This window comes from Yoonia sp. R78084 (genome assembly GCF_044595625.1).
GTDB lineage: Bacteria > Pseudomonadota > Alphaproteobacteria > Rhodobacterales > Rhodobacteraceae > Yoonia.
The window spans coordinates 2,148,070-2,168,078 of the sequence record NZ_CP138993.1 but is presented as its reverse complement, the minus strand read 5'-3'; the positions used below and the strand labels follow the sequence as shown (position 1 = coordinate 2,168,078).

The window sequence follows — 20,009 nt, the reverse complement described above, 5'->3', positions numbered from 1 at the left end:
GCCCTCTTGCTTTCAGTGTCCCCCTTTTCTGCGTCAGTATCATTCCAAAGTTTGACAGGAGTGACGAGAATGACAGTGAAAAGCCTTGGAAATCCCTATTCATCCGAAACCGACCTGCGGCACGGTGCCGACTGCGGTTGCGCCGGATGTGTTACATCTGCGGTCGAGAAACAGGGCGGCCCTGACCTGACCACAAGCGAAGGCATGCTGGAACGTGCCGTTGAAAGCGCGATCGTACGGTCGGTCTTTGGCCAAAGCGATATCGGCCGCCGGTCGTTTATGGGCATGATGGGCGGCACAACGATGGCAGCGGCGCTGGCGTCGGTGTTCCCGATGGATCAGGCGAAGGCAGCCATCATGGACAATCTCGGGCCACCCGAGAAGACAGACCTGAACATCGGATTTGTGCCGATCACCTGTGCGACGCCGATCATCATGGCGCAGCCTCTGGGCTTTTACGAACGCTATGGTCTGAACGCGCAAGTCATCAAGACCGCGGGCTGGGCCGTGGCACGCGACAAATCGCTGAATGGTGAATATGACGCCAGCCACATGCTGACACCGATGCCGCTGGCGATGACGCTGGGTGCAGGGTCGATTGCTGAACCCTACATCATGCCAGCCGTCGAAAACATCAACGGTCAGGCGATCGTTCTGTCCAACGAACACCTTGATAAGCGCGATCCGACACAGTGGAAGGGCTTTACCTTCGGTGTGCCGTTTGAATACTCGATGCACAACTTCCTGCTGCGCTACTATGTTGCCGAATTCGGTCTTGACCCCGATGTCGATATCCAGATCCGTGTTGTGCCTCCGCCCGAGATGGTTGCGAACCTGCGTGCAGGCAACCTTGACGGCTATCTGTCACCTGATCCGTTCAACCAGCGTGCTGTCTTCGAAGGCATCGGCTTTATCCACCTGCTGACCAAGGAAATCTGGGAGGGCCACCCGTGTTGTGCCTTTGCCGCGCCGCTCTCGTTTGCGCAGGAATTGCCTAACACCTATGGCGCGCTGCTCAAGTCGATCATCGACGCGACGCAATACGCCTCAGCCGCCGAGAACCGCAAAGAGATTTCCGAGGCGATTGCACCGACGAACTATCTCAACCAGCCCGTGACCGTGATCGAGCAGGTGCTGACAGGCACTTATGCAGACGGTTTGGGGCAGGTGCAGCGCGTGCCTGACCGGATCGATTTCGATCCGTTCCCTTGGCATTCGATGGGCGTATGGATCCTGACCCAGATGAAGCGCTGGGGCTATATCGAAGGTGATGTGGACTATAAGGCAGTGGCCGAGCAGGTTTATCTGGCCGCTGACTGCAAGAAGGTGATGGAAGATCTGGGCTATGAGGCGCCGGATGTCACCTACAAGTCGCACACCATCATGGGCAAGACGTTCGATTACAACGAACCCGAAGCCTATATCGACAGCTTTGCGATCAAGAAAGGCTAAGGCAAATGCCCATCAGCTCACTGAACTTTCGTGCAGCTATTCTGTCGTTCACCCTGCTTATTGTCGGCCTCCTGATCTGGGAGGCCGCAATTCCCGCACAAAAGGCGGTAGGCGAATTGACGGAATATGAACTTCTGACAGGGGGTGGCCAGCCCAAAGCGGGTGTGCCGCCGCCCAGCCAGGTGATCGCCAAGGCCTGGGAACAGCTCAGTGATCCTTTCTATGATGCAGGTCCCAATGACAAAGGGATCGGTATCCAGATCGGCTATTCGATCTACCGCGTGTTGGTGGGCTATGCGCTTGCCGCTATTATTGCCATTCCGCTGGGCTTTCTGATCGGGATGTCGCCGCTGGCATACAAAGCATTGAACCCCTTCATTCAGGTATTGCGCCCGATTTCGCCCCTCGCGTGGATGCCGCTTGCGCTTTTCGTGATCCAGGACAGTGAGGCAAGCGCGATCTTTGTGATCTTCATTTGCTCGATCTGGCCGATGCTGATCAACACAGCTTTTGGTGTGGCCGGAGTGCGCGAGGATTGGGTCAATGTGGCCCGGACGCACGAGTTGAACCCGCTCAAGACCGCCTTCACCGTGATCCTGCCTGCCGCAGCGCCGACGATCCTGACAGGGATGCGCATTTCCATCGGTATCGCATGGCTGGTGATCGTGGCTGCAGAGATGCTCGTGGGCGGAACCGGCATTGGTTACTACGTCTGGAACGAGTGGAACAACCTCGATCTGACCTCTGTGATCTTTTCCATCCTGATGATCGGCGTCGTGGGCATGGGGCTTGATGCAGCCCTCGGCTTTGTCCAGCGCGCCGTTTCTTACGCTGAATAGGACCAAGATATGAAACCGTTTCTAAGCGTCGAGAACCTGACCCAGCGCTACCCTGATGGCGCGGGCGGCGAACTGACAGTCTTTGAGGATGCCACCTTTGGTGTCGAGAAGGGCGAGTTTGTCGTGATCCTTGGCCACTCTGGCTGTGGCAAATCCACGATCATGAATATCCTCGCAGGATTGTCTGACCCGACATCTGGTGTGGTCATCATGGACGGGACCGAGGTGAAAGGCCCCAGCCTTGACCGTGGTGTTGTGTTCCAGAACTATTCCCTGTTGCCGTGGCTTTCGACCCTCAAGAATGTCACCTTTGGCGTCTCTGCGCGGCACCCTGAATGGACCAAGGCGCAGGTGATTGAACATTCGACCAAATACCTCGCGATGGTCGGACTTGAGGGTGATGTGATCCACCGCAAGCCCAGCCAGCTTTCGGGGGGCATGCGCCAGCGTGTGTCGATTGCGCGCGCTTTTGCCAATCACCCCAAGCTTTTGTTGCTGGACGAACCTTTTGGCGCGCTTGATGCGCTGACACGCGGCACGATCCAGGATGAGCTTTTGAAAATCTGGAGCGGGACGGAACAGACCGTATTCATGATCACCCATGATATCGACGAGGCGATCCTGCTGGCGGACCGCATTCTGCTGATGACGAACGGTCCCTATGCCCGTGTCGCCGAGAGTGTGGAGATCACGATCCCGCGTCCGCGCAACCGGACCGAGATCATCGAGCACCCCAACTACTACGCGATCCGCAACCATCTGGTCACCTTTCTCGGCAAGCGGTCCAAGGAAATGGCAGGCCAGAAGACCGGAGGGGGCAGCAATCGCCCTGATCCAGTACGGATCGACAAGACCGAACCCGAAGAACCCGAGCATGCGCCGCCTGCGCTGCGGGCCGTCAACGAATAACCCCCGGAGGAGCAACAATGAAAGACCTCATAATGACCGAGATGATGACCAAAGAAGACGTCACCGCCATGATCCTGTCGGCCAAGAAAACGGCCGGTCTGACATGGGAACAAATCGCCGAGAAGATCGGGATGTCACCAGTCTGGACCCATTCCGCAGCGATGGGCATGAATGCTTTTCCGCCCGAGAAGGCCAAGCTGATGGTCAGCGTCATGGGATTACCGCAAGAGGCGGAATCTGTGCTGGCAGAGAGCCCGACAAAGATCTGGGAACAGGCGGTTCCGACCGATCCTTGCATCTACCGGTTTTATGAAATCGTGGGCGTCTATGGACCTACGCTCAAGGCGCTGATCCAGGAGAAATTCGGTGACGGCATCATGTCTGCGATTGACTTTGATATGACCGTCACCCGCGTCGAGAACCCCAAAGGCGACCGCGTGAAGGTTGAAATGTCGGGCAAGTACCTCGGCTATAACAGCTGGTAAGACACATGGCGCGGCGGGGCTGACCTGCCGCGCCAATCCGCCTGTTACGGGAAACGTCACTCTAAGATGACGTAGAGTGCGTCGTCGGGCAGGACCAAACTCAGTATCCCGTTGCTTCTTGAAACTGTGATGTCACGGGTCGCCATGCCATTGGCATCCAAGGCTGTCGCACGTGAGAGCCTCTCGTTTCGAATACTCACCTGAGCCTGAACCCGGTCAATCTGCCATGGCGCCTCGCCAAAGGCAGTCACTGCCAAAGCGGGCCCGCTTTCGTGTTGCGCAGGCTCCGCGCTCCAGCCTGTCGGGCGTGCGATGCTGTTGATCTGCACCAATAGCCGTGAAGTATCAGCAATCGGCTGGCCATCGAGCGGCACCGCGATGATGCTGGCATAATCCGCATCGCTTTCAATCGTGATGTCCTGCAAGGCAAAGGTCGTGGCCGATGACAAAGCGCCGACAACGCCTTGCGCGCGGGGCGCATCAAGTGTGACGACACCCGCACCCCAATCCCAGGACAGCTCGCGCGTCAGACTGGTGACAACCTGCCTGTCTTCGTCGATCAGCGATGCAAGATCAGGGTGCACGAAATTTCCAGTCTCGCTGTCAAAATCGACCTGAACGGGGCCGGCAAGGAAGCTATAGGGGCTGATGTCGGGTTGTCGCGCGCCGCTGCTTCCAAGCAATGCGCCCAAAATGCCTGTATCGCGGTTTGGGTCATAGCCTTGTTGCGCCGCAACAAGAGGGGCCGCGCGGGCCCAGAGCGTGTCGTGCGGGCGGCGTTCGATCACGACCGGGGGGGCCTCGTCAATGAGCCCAAGGCGAAAGATCAGTGCAGCCGCGGGAAAAGCGCCCATCTGTTGCGGGGTTGCGAGCTGCCATTTGCCGATACTTGGCAAATAGCCGTTCGCACTTTGCGGTGCGCGCCATTGTGTTTCACCCGTGGCAAACCAATAGCTGACGTCGATACCGGTCAGGGCCTGATAGGCCGCCATCAGCACCGGCCCCTCTGACTGTTCCCACATCGGCGGCACCCAAAGCGTTTCGCCGATAATATAGGGATAACCGACTGGTTGGCGCAGTGTGATGGGTAGATCCAAAGGCCGGCGCAGCAAACCGTCTTCGCGGTATCTGTCACCTGCCACAATGGCCCAGCCTTCATATTCGCCTTCGTGGAGGCCGGTGACATAGCGGTTCACGCCGATCACATCGCCTGCCGTGTAGGCGTACCTCTCAAGATCATCGAGGAGAACGTCATCCGCCGTGCGCCAGTTGCCTGCGTTGAAAAGTTGCGGTGCGCCAATGTCTTCGCGCAGGAAGCGGGCAATCTCGGCGTGCCAGTCGCGCATGATCATGGTCAGGAATTCTGTTTGATCGGCAAGTCGCGCTGCTGCTTCGCCCGGGTCTGCATCGCGTGTCAGGTGCCAGATATTGGAAAGTGCGATCACGCCGCTGTCCCAATTGTCGCGCATGTCGGCAATCGGACCGGGTACCGCAGCATTGCCCCACGCATCCCGCGCTGCGGCCAGCGAACCGTATTTTCCAACAAGGAATTGGCCAAAGCGGGCGCCAAGCAGTGCGGCCTCGCGGCCCTTGATGTTGTTGAAGGTCCAGAACAGAAGCGAATCCTCGTTCTGCATCTGGATGATTGCGAGCGCAGGATCGTCCTTGAGCGCCAGACCGGTGTACGGGTTTACGGGCAGCAGTGTCTCGCGCAGCCACCCCTTGTAAGCCTCTTGCAAGACCGGATCAAAATAGATCATCCCCGTCAGCCCCTCACTGTCGACGGGTACTTGCCAGCGCCGGGCGGCCTCTGGATGCACAAGGTGCGGATAGTAGGGGCTGAAGGTGACGTAGATACCTTCCTGTTTCATCGCGGCGACCAGTTGCCAGAGCTGGTCGCGTTCGGCTGTGTCTATTTCTTCAAGCGTGCCACCTGATTGTCCGGCTTGCGGGATTTGCCCGTGCAGGCGCACCATGTTGACGCCGCGTTTGGCCAGAAAGCGCGCGTGGTCTTCGAGTGCTGCCAAACCATTACGGGCGGCATAGCTATTCAGCGCCCAGAACCGGATCGGCGCCCCGTCACCCCGCACAAAAGCGGCCCCATCGTCCGAACGCCGGATGAAGCCGGTTTCACCTGCGATCGCTTCGTTGAGATAAGACAGATCAAGCAGTGCTGCGTCGGAGAATCCGTCTTGTCCCGGTTGGAAATCCCATGTTCCGGGGGTGTCTGCGACAGCAGGGGCCCAAAGCAGCCCTGCAAGCAGCGCGATGCATTGTCGTTTCATGGCTGAGCCTTCTCTTTGCCGCAGTCCCTTCGAGACTAGCGCCAATCGGGTCGCGCGGATAGCTGGCAGTGTAGTAATCCGCAGGTCGCGGGCGATGCCAGATTGCCTTGTCCGGCGATATGATAGCCGAATCGCAAGGGTTGATTTTGGGATGCTCTGCGCGGGCCATGCAAACAAAGTACACCAAAGACGCGATTCCCTTGGTCGTCCCTCGGCTGATCAGACCAATTCTGGTGATGCTTTCGTCATTATGACGATTCTGCGATCTGTTTTATGTCATTGGTGTTGACGTAAATATCTCGGTGCGAGGGGATGACGGAGTAAGGCGACAACATTATCAGGAGCAGCTTATATTTATATTATCTTATCAATATCAATTACTTATATCTTGCCACTTTGTGGGGCGAAGGTCTGCTTTAGAGGCGCAAGAGAATATGTGAAAATCGCTTTTTGCGTGTGGCGGCTAAAAAGGACACCGTTTCATCCAATTTTTGCCGCAATCGAACAGCAACTTAAAACCAATCGTACCTCACCACGGTTACACCCACTTGTTTACTACTCACAGCGAGACGCTGCCCCGGACGAGGCAGCGTCTTTTGCTGTGTGGAAACGCTTGTTTTGTAGCGAAAATGAGCGTGATGAATGATGTGGCCAATTCCGAGCTGGCGCGCGTCGCCAGATTATCCCGTTGAATTGATTGATGTGACAGACATATGGACTGAAGAAACCTGATCAGTTCTACACAATGAACGGACGTCTCGCGCAAGTATGTTATTGATATCGTTTGCATTCATCCAGATCAGATAATCTTCATCGGTCACTTGTCGGTCCGGTCCAATCCATCTTCCGGGCTCGCAATGGCTATAACCATATCGTAAGTGTGCGCCCTTGGCTGCGAGTTGTTTGGGAACCAGTGCAAAAACGAAGTCGGGCTGCCATGTTCGTTGCAAAACTTCAAACAGCAAACGCGACAATAGCCCGGTCGCACCTTGGCTGCGCGGCCCGCCTAGCCCGCGCGAGGGGAGCCAGAAATCACCGCAATAGCCGACCTTACCAGTCACCATCTTGAGCGCTTCAGGTCCTTGGTAAAATGTTAGATCAGGATCCGGGGTCGTATCAGGAGTGATATATTTATGGCGGTGTATATCCAAATGCTTGCCAAGTGACATCTTGGTAAGGTCCAGCAACCGCACGGCCTGCGTGTGCACCAGTTCATCATCATCATTGAAACCACAAATCCAAAAACCGTTTGTTTCATCGATGAACGAACTCGCTGTGTCGAAGATTGGATACAAACCGCCGCGACCTGAACATGAGTTCCGATAATATCGGTAGAGTGAAAAATCATCACCAACTTCAATGCGCATTCCCAGGCTTTCAAGCTCTTGGATAATGCGCGACACATTCATTATCATGCCAAAAATACTGCGCGCCGACATGTCCTGCCTCTCGATCTATCGTTGCGCTTTTCGCAACACAGTGCCTTTTCGGCCTAATACTGTGTAGTCTTTTTTGGTGCGACGTCACAATATCGAGTGTGATGCTTTCCGTGGTTGTGGCAATTGAGTCACTGAGTTGGAAAGCGCAGGCAGGGTATCCATGATCATATCTGCATCAATTTTCGGGCGATCAGCTTCGGACAAAGCGTCAATCTCAACCTGCTCAGTGATAGATGCCATCAATATCAGTCCGGGTGTACCGTCGGGGAACACCCCCCCCAGAAGTAGTCTTTGGAATGTTCCAGGATGAGGTTGGCCGCCGTCCTTTGGCAGATGTGCGAAGATGTGATCAAGGCGCACGCCACCCTCATCGTAGATCCTTGAGTATGCACCACCGATGAATTCGTTATATTCGTCGCCAACATTGTCTTCATTTATGAGTTTTCCGATGGCGCTGCTCGCCCAAGTCCAACCAAACCAGCGTGCATAGGCCGATTCCTTCCCGACGTGGACAAAGACCCATCCCGCTGGCACCTTTCGAAAGAGTACCATATAGGGCCGAATTTCGTCCATCGCTTCATGTTCGATCTGTGTTTTTGCATTTCCCCAAGCCATCAGAGCACTCTTCATCAGAGGCAGGCCATTTATGGCTATCTGTGAAACTGGATGCTGTTGCGAATGAAAAGACCTGCCTTCCTTGTCAGTATATTCTAGCTTTTCAAGTCCGGCCTTAGTCTTCTTTGTCAAGGCAGACTGTCCTGCCCATGAGTCCAACTGCAAAATCAGTTTTTGGGCTTCCTCGATTCTTTCAGACCCTTCCGGCGTCAGCTCGTACTGACGATCAACCACCTCGAAGAGTTTCTGCTCCAGTATCACCTCAAGATCAGTGATGTGTCGTCGGACAGTCTGGCGCGTCGTGCCAAGCTCGTCGCTTGCTTTAGACAGATTCAAGTGTCTGCTCAAGCAAACGAATGCACGTAGCATGTCAACTGTGACGCCAGTGTTGTTCTTCGACTGGTACAAGGTGCCTCCGGATGTCTTTCTAAATTTAAACGAAACAGATCAATCTATACGCGTAATTGAGACACTGTATGAATCGCAACGGTGTACAAATGAGGACCAAAATATAGCTTTTTCGAGAAGAATCTCTTGCTAGACGCCTTGTTTGTAGAACAGATGTTCCTAGTCTGCACGCCCTAAAGGTGTGGAGTGAACCCCCTTCTAAACCAAAGCGCGTATGCCCATTGCTGCAAGCTGGAATACGACGCGATGGCGATCAGAATCCCAAGTGTCGCCATCCTTTGGCCATTTTGGTTTGAAAAATCGAGGCAGCTAAGGGAGCTGTCATGCACGTCGCCAATTTGATTGATTATACGATTACGCTTTCGAGCCCGCCGCCCGGATCTGTCAACGTGCTGGTCGGGAAGAAGGTTGAAGGTCCTGGTGGTAAATGGGTTCCCTGCGCGACCAAGATTGCCGATGGTGCATACTGTTCCGGGCTGTTTCAGGTCGGGCCGGGCCAACGGCAGGTTTGTGCGGCCAGCGTGTCATTTCACTGTCCGAACGAGGCGCTCTCGCGGGCGATTGATCTGGCGTCTTCTGCTGCCGCCTAATCCCATTCCCGATTTTTTGCTGGTTTATATGCCCGCTGACGGGCGGATCCCGCTTGGCTATAGGCAAAAAAAAGAACAGCGCCCTGAACGGGCACTGTTCTAAAAAATCAGATCAGCGGCTATCGCCAAACCAACCAGCAACTATATACGCACAACTGTCGCTTGATGTTTGGCGGTGCCAGTGGCCTCACACACCAAAAGGCACCGTCAAATCAAACATATGCCCGAAGGCACAAACAGACACTCGTTAAACACATCGATTGGATGCGACTACTCACTACACCCACTCACTACCCACCGAACACAAACAAGACGTGTCCGACAGCTTTAGTTTTCGCCTTTCCCGCAGCCCAAAACAATTCTCTAAATTTCTAACGTCATAGGTGTATTTTTCATACATTGATGGATGATAAATCATACATCAATGAGATTGTGCTGGTGTGAGCGACGCGGGCGCATATCCGGTGACAGCATAGGCAATTGAAATCATTGGTTTTTAAAGTGCCCCTGCCGCACTGAGCAATTCATGGCACATGGTCTGAACATGTCTCAGCCAAAGGTCTGAAACATGACTGGACCGATGGCCGTGCCGCGTAAACTCCGAACATGACAGTTTTGTAACAGATTTATGGCACCCCGAAGCGTGCTCGGAAACTGTGAAGGAAACTGAGATGACCCCGATTGACCCCCTTGTTGAGCTAGCCATCAGGTTCATGATCAACGCGACAGCGATGCTCTGCCTGATGTTCGGCATGTTCTACCGCCGCTATCGGAACAAGGAACTGGCGACCACCGCAGGGATGTTCAACATCTTTGCTTTCTCGGTCCTGACCATTTTGTCGAGCGTCGAGTTCAGCATCGCGGCCGGGTTTGGTCTGTTTGCAATCCTTGCGCTTTTCAGCCTGCGCTCCGAGACCATTTCCAAGGTCGAGATCAGCTATTTTTTCGGGTCAATCGCCATCGCGGTCATCTGTTCGGTACTTGGTACGGGGCTGGGACTTGTCGCTTTGATCGTTGTTTTTGTGTTGACCGCGGCGTGGCTGCTGGATCACCCGCGGATTTTGCAAAGTGCGGATAGTGCCAAGCTGACGCTGGACCGGATTGAAGCGCATGTGCTGGCCGACCCCGTCAAAATGCGCCGCGACCTGTCCGAGCGGCTGGGCGTCGAGGTGATGAACTTCGAAGTGATCGAGTTGAACTACGTCAATGATCTCGCCCGTCTGAATGTCTTCTACCGTACAGAAGGAAACGTCTGATGACCGCGCATATTTCCCAATTCACGCAATCCTTTCGCCCGATCTCGTTGGAGGAATTGAATACCAAAGCCGAGATGATGGCCCGCATCGACAACAAATATGTGGTGCGCGCCGAGCAGCTCCTCGGCCTTGTTCCACAACTGCGTGAGGCCTTTGATGTACTGGATATCAATTCCCAGCGCGCCTTTGAATATGACACGCGCTATTTCGATGACGCCGGACGTAGCGCCTATTTCGAACACCATCAGGGCAGACGGCGCGGCTTTAAGGTGCGGGTGCGCAACTATGTCGATGCGGGCCTGTGCTTTTTGGAGGTGAAGGTCAAAGGCCAGCGCGGCATGACCGAAAAATACCGGATGCCTTACGATATCAACCAGCGCGCAGCCTTGACGCCGGATGCATCGGAGTTTGCCAAAGGGACCTACAGCCGGCAATACGACAAGGCGTTTGAATATGACCTGCACCCTGCGCTTGATATCCGGTACCAGCGTATGACGCTGGTGGCGAAATCTGGCGGCGAGCGGATGACGATCGATACCGATCTGCGGTTTCAATCCAAGCGCCAGCGCTGTGCGACAGGCACGGCGGTATTCATTGTTGAAACGAAATCTGCAAACGGCCGTGGTCTCGCCGATCGGTTGCTTCGCACGGCGGGTGAACGCCCGACCAAGCGCTGTTCAAAATACTGTATCGGCATGGCCGCGACCGGCCAGGTTTCACGCTATAACCGCTTTTTGCCAACCCTGCGCAAATTGGGGCTGACAGCACCAAACCCCACAATCGGAAATTGGTCCGAAATCCGGACCGACCAGCACACGCATTGGGCGGGTGCCGGACAGGTGGTTGCCGCCTGATGCAAGATCTAAACAGGAGAGAGAACATGACAATTTTTTCGCCAATTGCCGGCAAGATGGCAGGCCTTGTGATGTCGGTGATGTTGACGCTTCATGCGGCACCACTGCAGGCCCAAAATACTGGAACAGTCGATTGTGTGATCGCCTCGAATGACGGGCGCAACGGGTTTCGCACGGATGAAATCTCGAACTGCCGCATCAATACACGGACAGGTGACATCAGCTTTGTTTTCAAAGACCGTGCGCGCAGCCGGAGCTATGACGCCGTTGAGCCTTTGACCACACGCCATCTTGAAGCGGCGGCTTACTGGGGTGCGCGCGCGGGGCGCTTTCGCTTTACGCCGATCACCAACCCCGCTGGCTTTGATCCGCAGGCGTTTCTGAATGCTGCGGCGCAAGCAACGCATGGATTTGTTTTGGTGCGAAACAAAAAGAACGGCGGACGCGCCCTGAACGTTGTCTACATCACCGATGGCGTCTACCGGTCGATTGATTTTGACGGAACAAACCTGCGTGACATGCCCGAGGGGCTGCTGACGACACGCTAGCACGCTTTGGCATCTCGTCCCCGTCGATTAACAAGACCGATTGCGCCGGGGGCGATGTGTCGGTGATTGTCAGACCTACGTCTGATGCCTCACCATCCAAGCAAGGCTATAAAAGGGGCCGGAACAAGTTTTCCACAATATTCAAGGCGGAACAGACAAGGGCGATGTTAAAGATCATCAAGATATTTCTGGCGGCCCTGCTTTTGATGCCGTTTCCGATTGTGAGTGTGCAGCAGCAAGACGGCAAATGGGTTTTTGCTGTCGATTACGCGCGTGCAAGTGACGACGATGATGATGATGATGACGATGATGATGATGACGATGATGATGACGATGACGACGACGATGATGACGAAGATGACGACGAAGACGACGACGAAGATGACGACGAAGACGACGACGAAGATGATGACGAAGACGATGACGATGACCGCGGTGGCAGTCGCGGAGATGACGACGATGAAGGAAACGGCTTTGGCACGAATAGCGGCAGTTCGGAAAACGGTGCTTCAGATCGCGGCCGGGCGACACCTGAGAACCTGCACTTGCGCTATCCAAATGGGTGGGACGAAAAGATCAGGGATGGGCGCTACATTTTGACGGACCCCAACGGCGCAACAGTCGTCAACCGTCGTGCCACTTTTGACGATCTCGACCGCATGCGCGACGCAGCAGGGCTTTAGGCTCAGGACCCTAAGACTGGCTTTTGCCCCAGGCCTCTTGTGCAATGAGCGCCGCTTCCACGCGATTTCGGGCCTGAAGTTTGCCAAGGATGATCGTCATATAATGTTTGACGGTCTTTTCCTGTATATTGAGCTCTGAACCTATTTCCTTGTTGCTCTTCCCGACAGCAACGCCGCGCAGGATATCTTCTTCGCGCTTTGTCAGTTCGTCGATGGGTTGCCGCAGAGGTTTGGCCTCATTTTGCATCACCCGCAGCATTTGTGCCGCCAACCCGGGCGAGACATGGGCCTCGCCGCGCGCGATCTTGCCCAATACCTCGCGCAGTTCACTGGCAGAAACACCTTTCAGAAGATATCCCATCGCACCTGCTTGCATTGCGGCTGTCACATCATTGCTGTCTTCTGACACTGTCAGCATTGCGATCGCCCCGGCGGAGCCCGCATCGCTGATCCGCTGTGCCGCCGTGATGCCGTTGCCCGGCATTGAAAGGTCCAGCAAGGCAATGTCCGGTTTGTACTGAAAAGCCAGTGCCACAGCTTCATCTGCGGAACCACCTACGCCAACCACCTCGAATTCACCGGTTTCTTCGATGCTGTTGACCAACCCCTCACGAAAGATGGGGTGATCATCTGCGAGAATAACGCGAATAGTCATAATGTGTTCTCTTCAAATGGTAGTGTGAGTATCAGTTTCGTGCCGCCCGCAGGCGTCGAAGAAATTTCCAACTGACCGCCGATGCTCTCGGCACGGTCGGTCAGGCTGAAAAGGCCTTGACCGCCATCATCCCGGATTTGGCGGGTTTTTGCGGTGTCAAACCCCTGACCAGCGTCAGCAACAGTAATCGATAGTGAATGATCTGTGGCATCAACCGTGATCATCGCGTTGTTTACACCCGCGTGTCGGCTGATGTTCGAGAGTGTTTCTTGCAGAAAACGAAAGACGCAAAGCTTTTGCGCGTAGTTCAGTCTTACGATCTGGTCGTCATGCCGCGCGACGGTGATCTTCAAATCGGTCTGGCGGGTATGGTCTTTGACGGCCCGGTTGATCAGCGCGTCAATCTCAAGGTTGTCAAGATCCGGCAAAGCGAGCCCCCGCGAAATGATCCGCAACTCATCCAGGGCCATATCAAGGGATTTGCGTACCAGCGGAGCATCAGTTGTGGGCGTACTTTGATTGCCCAATGCACTATCCAGTCGCAGTGATGCCAAGGACAGATATTGGGCGGGGCCGTCATGCAGGTCGGATCCGATCCTGCGGATGGCGCGCTCTGTCTGGGCGGTGGCACGTGCTGATGCGGCAACAGCCTTGCGGCGAAGATCGGCGTTTTGGGCAGACACTCGCTGGGTCTTATCCAGTTGTTCGCGCAATTCGGCTCGTTGCCTGCGAATAGTCCGCCCCCCGGTTTGGACGATCCCGAACAACAGCACACCACTTGCCAAAAAGGCGCCGCCAACGATGAGCCAGCTGGTCCGATGCGCCTGCGTGATATCACTGTTGAGCACCGTCGCGTCTTCATAGAACTCGGCCACAGCGATGACGTCCCCCGACCAGCTTTGACGGATCGGACTGTAATACTCCAGCAAGGGGACCCCCAATGCGGCCTCGGCGGCATCTTCCAGACTATCGAGGTCCGAAAACGAGGCTGCGATCTCGCCTTGCCATGCGCGCCGCAGGTCTTCTGAGGGTTCAAAGACCTGTCCAATCAGCGCAGGGTCCGAGGCATGGATGATCCGTCCGTCCTCGGCCCAGATTTTGAAAGACACAACACGCTCCCCCAGCGCAGTGCCTTCAAATATTTCTGCCAGCGCCTGTCTTGCGGGTGGCGACAAAGTGTCGGTTTCCGCCAATTCCTGACTGAGGGGCGAGATAAAGCTTTCCATGTACAAAGCTGCAGAGATTGCGGAGTTCTGAACCACTGCATTCTCGATCTGTCGCGAAACCCACATCTCGACAAAGAAGGTCGCAATGACCATGACAGCTGCTCCGGCCAATAGAAATTGGCCAGGCAACGTCAGACTCTGCCAACGCCACGTATTTCGCACGATACTCATGTGAGGACCTTAGGACGGAATTTTTCGCGTGAACATGGACTTAGGTCCGAAGGGTGGCACCTTTTTCACAAGGCAGGCGGAACCTGCGAGGCCCTGTGCCTTGATCGCGAAGCGTACCTTGCGGTGTGTCCTATCCCTTAGGTGCGGCCTTGGCGCGCGCAGTCCGCTTCACCGCAACTTCTTTTGGTGGCGTATTTGCTTCCCGTTCAAGCCGCGCGTTCCGAAGTCGGGTGAGTTTGGCAAGCCGCTCTTCAGCTTCATCATCCACCATTTTGCGCACAACGCGTGTTGTCTTGTCCATCGTGGTTTCAGGTCTGGTGGGCTGTTCTTTGAATACAGAGGTCTTCGTAAGTTTCGCCATTGGGTCTCTCCTTATAGGGCCATCCACCTCTGTCCGGACGCGCTCGTTTCTTGCGCAGTTCAGGGTGTCTGGAATGGCGGCATACATCGCAAGAGCGTAAGCCAATGCGATGAAATCGGTAGCATTCCCAGACATCAGAACCCTAAACAGGGTCTGACAGACAAATTGTTTGATGGGAGAGTTTTGGTCCGCTCTGGCGACCGACGCATCCGGACCGGAGAAAACCGCAACTCTTGTTAGTTCGACGTAGTCACTTGACGTCAGGATTACAACGCTTGTGTCATTTTGCGTGAACGCAAGGACTTCTGTGATGACTGATGGTATCATGGGTTTTACCGCGATCCTGCGGTTGGAATTGGGAGCACAGAACCATGGGTATTCAAAGCATTCTTGTGATCATCATCATCGGCGCAATCGCCGGTTGGCTGGCGGGGCAGGTCATCCGGGGGTTCGGCTTTGGTTTGCTGGGCAATATCGTTGTGGGTATTCTGGGTGCTTTTGTTGCAGGGTTGATTTTCCCTGTGATCGGTCTCGGTATGGGTGGCGGTTTGATCGGAAATATTATCCACGCCACACTTGGCGCCGTCATTCTTCTGTTCCTCATCCGGCTGGTAAAGCGCGCCTAAGCGCCAGCCATAAAAGGTGGTTTCGTGTCGGCATGATGGCGGCGACATCGACACGCGCCAGCCTTGGTTTTGTGGCATTTTGACGTTGATAGATGTCAATCCGGCGCGAAGTCACGGTGTTATCTTGCTCTTGCAGCGACCTCTCGACAGGTCGAAAACAGCACGCCCTTGCAGACAGCGAAGGTGGATGTTTCGCGCTGTAACCAAAGGCAAATGATGCGTGAAAAGGAAAACACATGACGAAATCAAATCTGTTCACCGGTGTGAGTGTCGGCGCAATGATCCTGCTGGCTGCCTGCTCGCCGAAACCGGAACCCGTGGCGATGGTGATCTATGCCGAGCCGACTTTCGACAAACTGGGCAATCCGTCCTGCCGTCCGGGCAACGTTCCGATTGGTGGCGTTTACACGGCAGAGCTGCCTTTGTGTGATGTGATCAACAGCGGCCAGGCTGTGGTTGTTGCCCCGCGCATTGTCGAACTTGATGATGGTGTTGATGGGACGGTCATTGTCGATCCGGTTGATCCGATCGATCCTAGTGGCGGCAATCAGAACCAGAACCAAAACGAGAACCAGAACCAGAACCAGAATGAAAACCAGAACCAATCTGGCACTTGAACACGGTCGCGTTCTTTGGCGCGGCACCCAGCGCATTCGCTTACAATCGTTCCTGCAATAGGTGCCGCCTGAATTGACCTATGTCATAGCCTGAGGGTTTTGCCGCGTCACAGTCTTTCCAAAGCATATGGAGGACGACGTGATGGCCGAAGGAAAACCCCTTGTTGTGAATTTCGCGCAACTGCGGCGCGGCGATGTGGATATTGTCGGTGGCAAGAACGCGTCTTTGGGTGAGATGATCCAGACCCTCGGTGCGAAAGGTATCCTTGTGCCACCAGGGTTTGCGACGACGGCGGATGCGTTTCGGGCCTATTTGACGGCCAATGATCTGGATTCGCGGATCGCGGTGGCGCTGGACGCGCTGGCCAGCGGCAAGGCGACCTTGCAAAAGACAGGTCAACAGGTTCGCGACATGATACTGCATGGCGCGTGGCCAGAAGAAACCGCCGCGCAGATCGTGGATGCCTATCGCGCGCTGTCCGACACTGCGGGCGAACCGGATGTCCCCGTTGCTGTGCGTTCCAGCGCCACGGCCGAGGACCTGCCGGATGCGAGTTTCGCAGGCCAGCAGGAAACCTTCCTGAATGTGACCGGCGCTGCGGCTCTGCTTGAGGCGTGTCGTAAATGCTATGCGTCCCTCTTTACAGATCGTGCGATTTCCTATCGCCAGATACAGGGCTTTTCGCACACGCAGGTGGCACTGTCTGTGGGCGTGCAACAGATGGTGCGCGCGGACACCGGCGGATCCGGCGTGATGTTTTCGATTGATACGGAATCAGGCTTTCCCGACGCCGTGCTGATCAATGCCGCCTGGGGTCTTGGCGAGAACGTCGTGCAAGGGGCTGTCGATCCCGATGAGTACGAGGTGTACAAGCCGTTTCTGGACGATGAAACCAAAGTGCCCATTCTGGAAAAGACCCTTGGGGCCAAAGAGATCAAGATGATCCATGACCGCGATGGCACCCCCCGCAATGTGCCCACCTCAAAGGCGGAACGCGGCCGGTTCGTGCTGAGTGATCCTGAGATTCTGACCCTCGCGCGGCAGGCGAAGATCATTGAAGAGCACTATGGTTGCCCGATGGATATGGAGTGGGCGCGCGATGGCAAGACCGGCACGCTTTATATCGTGCAGGCGCGGCCCGAGACGGTGCAGTCACGGGCGGATGTCGGGTCACTGAAAGCCTATACGGTGGCGGATGCGGGTGAAACGCTCGTCACCGGGCTGAGTGTCGGGAATGCCGCCGTGAACGGCCGCGTGTGCATGATCGAAAGTGCCGCTGATATCGCGAATTTCGTGGAGGGCTCTGTGTTGGTCACCTCCACCACGGATCCCGACTGGGTGCCCATCATGAAACGCGCCGCTGCGATCGTGACGGACCATGGCGGGCGCACCTCGCATGCGGCGATTGTCAGCCGTGAACTCGGGCTGCCGGCGGTCGTGGGCTGTGGCGATGCCACGCATCTGTTGCACGACGGGCAGGATGTGACCGTGTCCTGTGCGGGGGGCGAGGAGGGTGTTGTCACAGCAGGTTTGTCCAAGATTACGGTGACCGAGGAAACGCTGGGCGCGCTGCCTGACGTCAAGACCAAGATCATGCTGAACCTTGCCAACCCCGCGGCGGCCTTGCGGTGGTGGCGGTTGCCTGTCGATGGGGTGGGGCTGGCGCGGATGGAATTTGTCATCAACAGCGCGGTCAAGGTGCATCCGATGGCCCTGCTAGAGTTCGATGCGGTCAAGGATGCGCAGGCCCGCGAGAGGATTGATGCGCTGACCAAAGGATACGACAGCAAGCCTGCGTATTTCGTTGACCAGCTCTCACGCGGATTGTCACGGATCGCGGCGTTTTGCTATCCCAAGCCAGTGATCGTGCGGATGAGCGATTTCAAGACCAACGAATACGCCGACCTTCTAGGTGGGCGTGACTTCGAACCGCATGAAGAGAACCCGATGATCGGGTTCCGTGGCGCGTCACGCTATTACTCGGACCATTACCGGAGCGGTTTTGCGCTGGAATGTCAGGCGATTGCGCGACTGCGCGGGCAGATGGGCTTTGACAATGTGATCGTCATGATCCCCTTCTGCCGGACCCCGCAAGAGGCCGACAACGTGCTGGCTGTGATGCAGGAAAACGGTCTGGAGCGGGGCAAGGACGGCTTGCAGGTTTACGTGATGTGCGAAATTCCCGCCAATGTGGTGCGTGCGGCGGAATTTGCCGAACGCTTTGATGGTTTTTCTATCGGGTCGAACGACCTGACCCAACTGACGCTGGGGATTGACCGCGATTCAGACGCGCTGGCAAACCTGTTCCGAGAAGATGATCCGGCAGTGCTATGGATGATCGAAACCGTGATCCGCGCGGCGCATAAAGCAGGCAGGAAAGTGGGGTTCTGCGGACAGGCGCCCAGCAATGATCCGGCTTATGCCCAGCGTCTGGTCGGGTTCGGGATCGACAGTATTTCTGTCACTCCTGACAGTTTTGTGCAGGTGCTGCGCAATGTGGCCGAGGCCGAGAAAGGTTAAAGCGCCTCAATCCGGCATTGGTCATAGCAGGCCTGCGCATGGGGCAGGTCGCAAAGCGCTGTGGCCTCGGTGCTGACTGTGGCGCTGGCAGCCGCAACGCCCCATCTCAGCGCTGCGTCTGCGGTGCCGCCGCGCGCGAGCGTCAATGTCATCGCCCCCACAAACGCATCGCCCGCGCCGATTTTACTGCGCACGGTGACCTTGGGCGCATGACAAAAGAAGCGCTGGTCACGGGACACGAGAACCGAGCCTTCGGCGCCACGCCCTGTGACAATCATGTTGGCCACACCCCGCGCAACCAGATCGGTGGCAAAGGCCACGCTGTCGGCAACCGTATCCATGGGATGGTTGGCTGCCTCGGCTGCTTCTGATTGGTCGACGCGCAGCAGATAGACGGGCGTTGTGGGGGCGCCAATAAGCCTGTCCAGTGCCCAGCTCGAGGTATCGACCACAACGCGGGCGTTTTTTTCCGCAGCGATCGCAATGATCCGGCTTTGCATATCTTCAGGCAGACCGGGCGCGACACTGCCGCTGATCACAACATAGCTGTCTTGGGTGGTGTGGGCTGTGATTTCGGTCAGCAGGCGGTCAGCATCTTGTGCGGTCAACTGCTCTCCCGGAACGCCAAAGCGATACTGCGCGCCTGTTGCGTCGTCAGTGACTGCAAAGCTCTGCCGCGTTTCGCCGCTGACCACGATAGGCAGGGCAGGGACCCTTTCGGCGGCCAAAAGACTGACAAGCCGCTGCCCCATCGGTCCACCGACGGCGACAAGCGCCTGGGCCGCTCCACCCAGTTTCTGCACGGCGCGGGCCACATTGACACCCCCGCCACCCGGATCGTAGCGCGGTGCCGCACAACGCAGCTTGGGCCCTGCTATGACCGCTGGCACATGCGTTGCCACATCCACCGCGGGGTTGAGTGTGATTGTGAGAATGTCGGCCTGTGGGCGCATGCTAGGCTTTTTGCGCCATGGCCAACCTCATTACAGCGGCCAGAACGGCCTGCGCAAGAACCGGTGATCGCCCGATACCGATAGCAGCATCGCTGTCGCGGCTGTCATTTTCGCGCAGGGTGCAGTGCCAGTGGCCGTCACGGTCATTGGTGCGCCCACGGATATGAATGGACCAGTTCGGATAGGCCTCATCCGCAATCAGCATCGCTGCATCGGTCTTGCTCAGGTTTTCGGCGCTGGGCAGGGTGGCCTGTGGCAGCAGGTAAGCCAAGGCATGAAGAACCCCGTCAAACTCGGCGATACTCATGTCGCGCGTGGTTTCGAGTTCCTCGATCAGGATGTCCAGTTCAGGGTCTTTCATCGCGTGTCCTCCTCGGTGGGTCGGCGTGTTGACTATCTCTACCAACGCTTGCGACGACCGCATTTGATCTTGGTCAATTGTGCACAGCCGATCTGGATGACAAAGGGCAGCGAAAAGGCAGGTCGTCGCCAGTGATTTGCTCTTGCGCGATATGC

20 protein-coding genes are annotated in these 20,009 nt (G+C 56.1%); 12 read left to right on the top strand and 8 right to left on the bottom strand.

Annotation, left to right across the window (positions count from 1 at the left end; genetic code table 11):
- Positions 1 to 69 precede the first annotated feature (69 nt).
- Genes SJY29_RS10985 through cynS form a run of 4 tightly spaced genes read left to right on the top strand, consistent with a single transcriptional unit; the run spans position 70 to position 3,685 of the window.
- Positions 70 to 1,452 (top strand): CmpA/NrtA family ABC transporter substrate-binding protein, encoded by a 1,383-nt coding sequence (locus SJY29_RS10985; protein WP_400082841.1) that lies wholly within the window; start codon positions 70 to 72, stop codon positions 1,450 to 1,452.
- A 5-nt stretch (positions 1,453 to 1,457) separates the two neighbouring features.
- Positions 1,458 to 2,291, top strand: coding sequence for a nitrate ABC transporter permease (ntrB, locus tag SJY29_RS10980; RefSeq protein ID WP_400082839.1), 834 nt, complete (start codon positions 1,458 to 1,460; stop codon positions 2,289 to 2,291).
- A 9-nt stretch (positions 2,292 to 2,300) separates the two neighbouring features.
- A complete protein-coding gene (locus SJY29_RS10975; RefSeq protein ID WP_400082837.1) occupies positions 2,301 to 3,200 on the top strand; it encodes an ABC transporter ATP-binding protein in 900 nt (299 codons plus the stop codon).
- Positions 3,201 to 3,217: 17 nt separating this feature from the next.
- Positions 3,218 to 3,685, top strand: coding sequence for a cyanase (gene cynS / locus SJY29_RS10970; RefSeq protein ID WP_286163766.1), 468 nt, complete (start codon positions 3,218 to 3,220; stop codon positions 3,683 to 3,685).
- Positions 3,686 to 3,741: 56 nt separating this feature from the next.
- Here cynS and SJY29_RS10965 read toward each other — a convergent pair whose 3' ends face one another.
- The 3 genes from SJY29_RS10965 to SJY29_RS10955 all read right to left on the bottom strand — a co-directional run bounded on the left by SJY29_RS10965 (position 3,742) and on the right by SJY29_RS10955 (position 8,393).
- The gene (locus SJY29_RS10965; protein WP_400082835.1) at positions 3,742 to 5,970 is read right to left on the bottom strand and encodes a hypothetical protein; all 2,229 of its coding nucleotides are present in this window, start codon (positions 5,968 to 5,970) and stop codon (positions 3,742 to 3,744) included.
- A 680-nt stretch (positions 5,971 to 6,650) separates the two neighbouring features.
- Positions 6,651 to 7,409, bottom strand: coding sequence for a hypothetical protein (locus SJY29_RS10960; protein ID WP_400082833.1), 759 nt, complete (start codon positions 7,407 to 7,409; stop codon positions 6,651 to 6,653).
- Positions 7,410 to 7,493: 84 nt separating this feature from the next.
- Complete coding sequence (locus tag SJY29_RS10955) at positions 7,494 to 8,393, bottom strand: LysR family transcriptional regulator (protein ID WP_400088907.1); 900 nt, start codon at positions 8,391 to 8,393, stop codon at positions 7,494 to 7,496.
- A gap of 362 nt (positions 8,394 to 8,755) precedes the next feature.
- Between SJY29_RS10955 and SJY29_RS10950 the strand changes: the two genes are divergently transcribed.
- The 5 genes from SJY29_RS10950 to SJY29_RS10930 all read left to right on the top strand — a co-directional run bounded on the left by SJY29_RS10950 (position 8,756) and on the right by SJY29_RS10930 (position 12,363).
- Positions 8,756 to 9,022: a hypothetical protein gene (locus tag SJY29_RS10950; RefSeq protein ID WP_110278449.1), complete on the top strand. Its 267-nt coding sequence runs from the start codon at positions 8,756 to 8,758 to the stop codon at positions 9,020 to 9,022.
- A gap of 671 nt (positions 9,023 to 9,693) precedes the next feature.
- Positions 9,694 to 10,278, top strand: coding sequence for a DUF4956 domain-containing protein (locus tag SJY29_RS10945; protein WP_400082831.1), 585 nt, complete (start codon positions 9,694 to 9,696; stop codon positions 10,276 to 10,278).
- Entirely contained in the window at positions 10,278 to 11,132 is an 855-nt protein-coding gene (locus tag SJY29_RS10940; RefSeq protein WP_400082829.1) for a polyphosphate polymerase domain-containing protein, read from the top strand. Before SJY29_RS10945 ends, SJY29_RS10940 begins: the two co-directional genes overlap by 1 nt.
- Before the next feature lie 26 nt (positions 11,133 to 11,158).
- Positions 11,159 to 11,680, top strand: coding sequence for a hypothetical protein (locus SJY29_RS10935; protein ID WP_400082826.1), 522 nt, complete (start codon positions 11,159 to 11,161; stop codon positions 11,678 to 11,680).
- A 164-nt stretch (positions 11,681 to 11,844) separates the two neighbouring features.
- The gene (locus tag SJY29_RS10930) at positions 11,845 to 12,363 is read left to right on the top strand and encodes a hypothetical protein (RefSeq protein WP_400082824.1); all 519 of its coding nucleotides are present in this window, start codon (positions 11,845 to 11,847) and stop codon (positions 12,361 to 12,363) included.
- A 10-nt stretch (positions 12,364 to 12,373) separates the two neighbouring features.
- Here SJY29_RS10930 and SJY29_RS10925 read toward each other — a convergent pair whose 3' ends face one another.
- From SJY29_RS10925 to SJY29_RS10915, 3 genes are all read right to left on the bottom strand, one after another.
- Positions 12,374 to 13,018 carry a response regulator gene (locus SJY29_RS10925; RefSeq protein ID WP_400082821.1) on the bottom strand — a complete coding sequence of 215 codons (645 nt, stop codon included), beginning with the start codon at positions 13,016 to 13,018 and terminating at the stop codon, positions 12,374 to 12,376.
- Positions 13,015 to 14,415: a sensor histidine kinase gene (locus SJY29_RS10920; RefSeq protein WP_400082819.1), complete on the bottom strand. Its 1,401-nt coding sequence runs from the start codon at positions 14,413 to 14,415 to the stop codon at positions 13,015 to 13,017. Before SJY29_RS10920 ends, SJY29_RS10925 begins: the two co-directional genes overlap by 4 nt.
- Positions 14,416 to 14,545: 130 nt before the next feature.
- Positions 14,546 to 15,103 carry a hypothetical protein gene (locus SJY29_RS10915; protein WP_400082816.1) on the bottom strand — a complete coding sequence of 186 codons (558 nt, stop codon included), beginning with the start codon at positions 15,101 to 15,103 and terminating at the stop codon, positions 14,546 to 14,548.
- A 44-nt stretch (positions 15,104 to 15,147) separates the two neighbouring features.
- Between SJY29_RS10915 and SJY29_RS10910 the strand changes: the two genes are divergently transcribed.
- The 3 genes from SJY29_RS10910 (at position 15,148) to ppsA (ending at position 18,540) form a co-directional block, all read left to right on the top strand.
- A complete protein-coding gene (locus tag SJY29_RS10910) occupies positions 15,148 to 15,402 on the top strand; it encodes a GlsB/YeaQ/YmgE family stress response membrane protein (protein ID WP_110278456.1) in 255 nt (84 codons plus the stop codon).
- A gap of 236 nt (positions 15,403 to 15,638) precedes the next feature.
- On the top strand, positions 15,639 to 16,019 hold the full coding sequence (locus tag SJY29_RS10905) for a hypothetical protein (protein ID WP_400082813.1): 381 nt from the start codon (positions 15,639 to 15,641) through the stop codon (positions 16,017 to 16,019).
- A gap of 127 nt (positions 16,020 to 16,146) precedes the next feature.
- Positions 16,147 to 18,540 (top strand): phosphoenolpyruvate synthase, encoded by a 2,394-nt coding sequence (gene ppsA / locus SJY29_RS10900; protein ID WP_400082810.1) that lies wholly within the window; start codon positions 16,147 to 16,149, stop codon positions 18,538 to 18,540.
- On the opposite strand, the gene SJY29_RS10895 is transcribed toward ppsA, so the two are convergent.
- Positions 18,537 to 19,493, bottom strand: coding sequence for a 1-phosphofructokinase family hexose kinase (locus SJY29_RS10895; RefSeq protein WP_400082807.1), 957 nt, complete (start codon positions 19,491 to 19,493; stop codon positions 18,537 to 18,539). The genes ppsA and SJY29_RS10895 overlap by 4 nt on opposite strands.
- A 1-nt stretch (position 19,494) precedes the next feature.
- Entirely contained in the window at positions 19,495 to 19,854 is a 360-nt protein-coding gene (locus SJY29_RS10890) for a hypothetical protein (protein WP_400082804.1), read from the bottom strand.
- Positions 19,855 to 20,009: the final 155 nt, after the last annotated feature.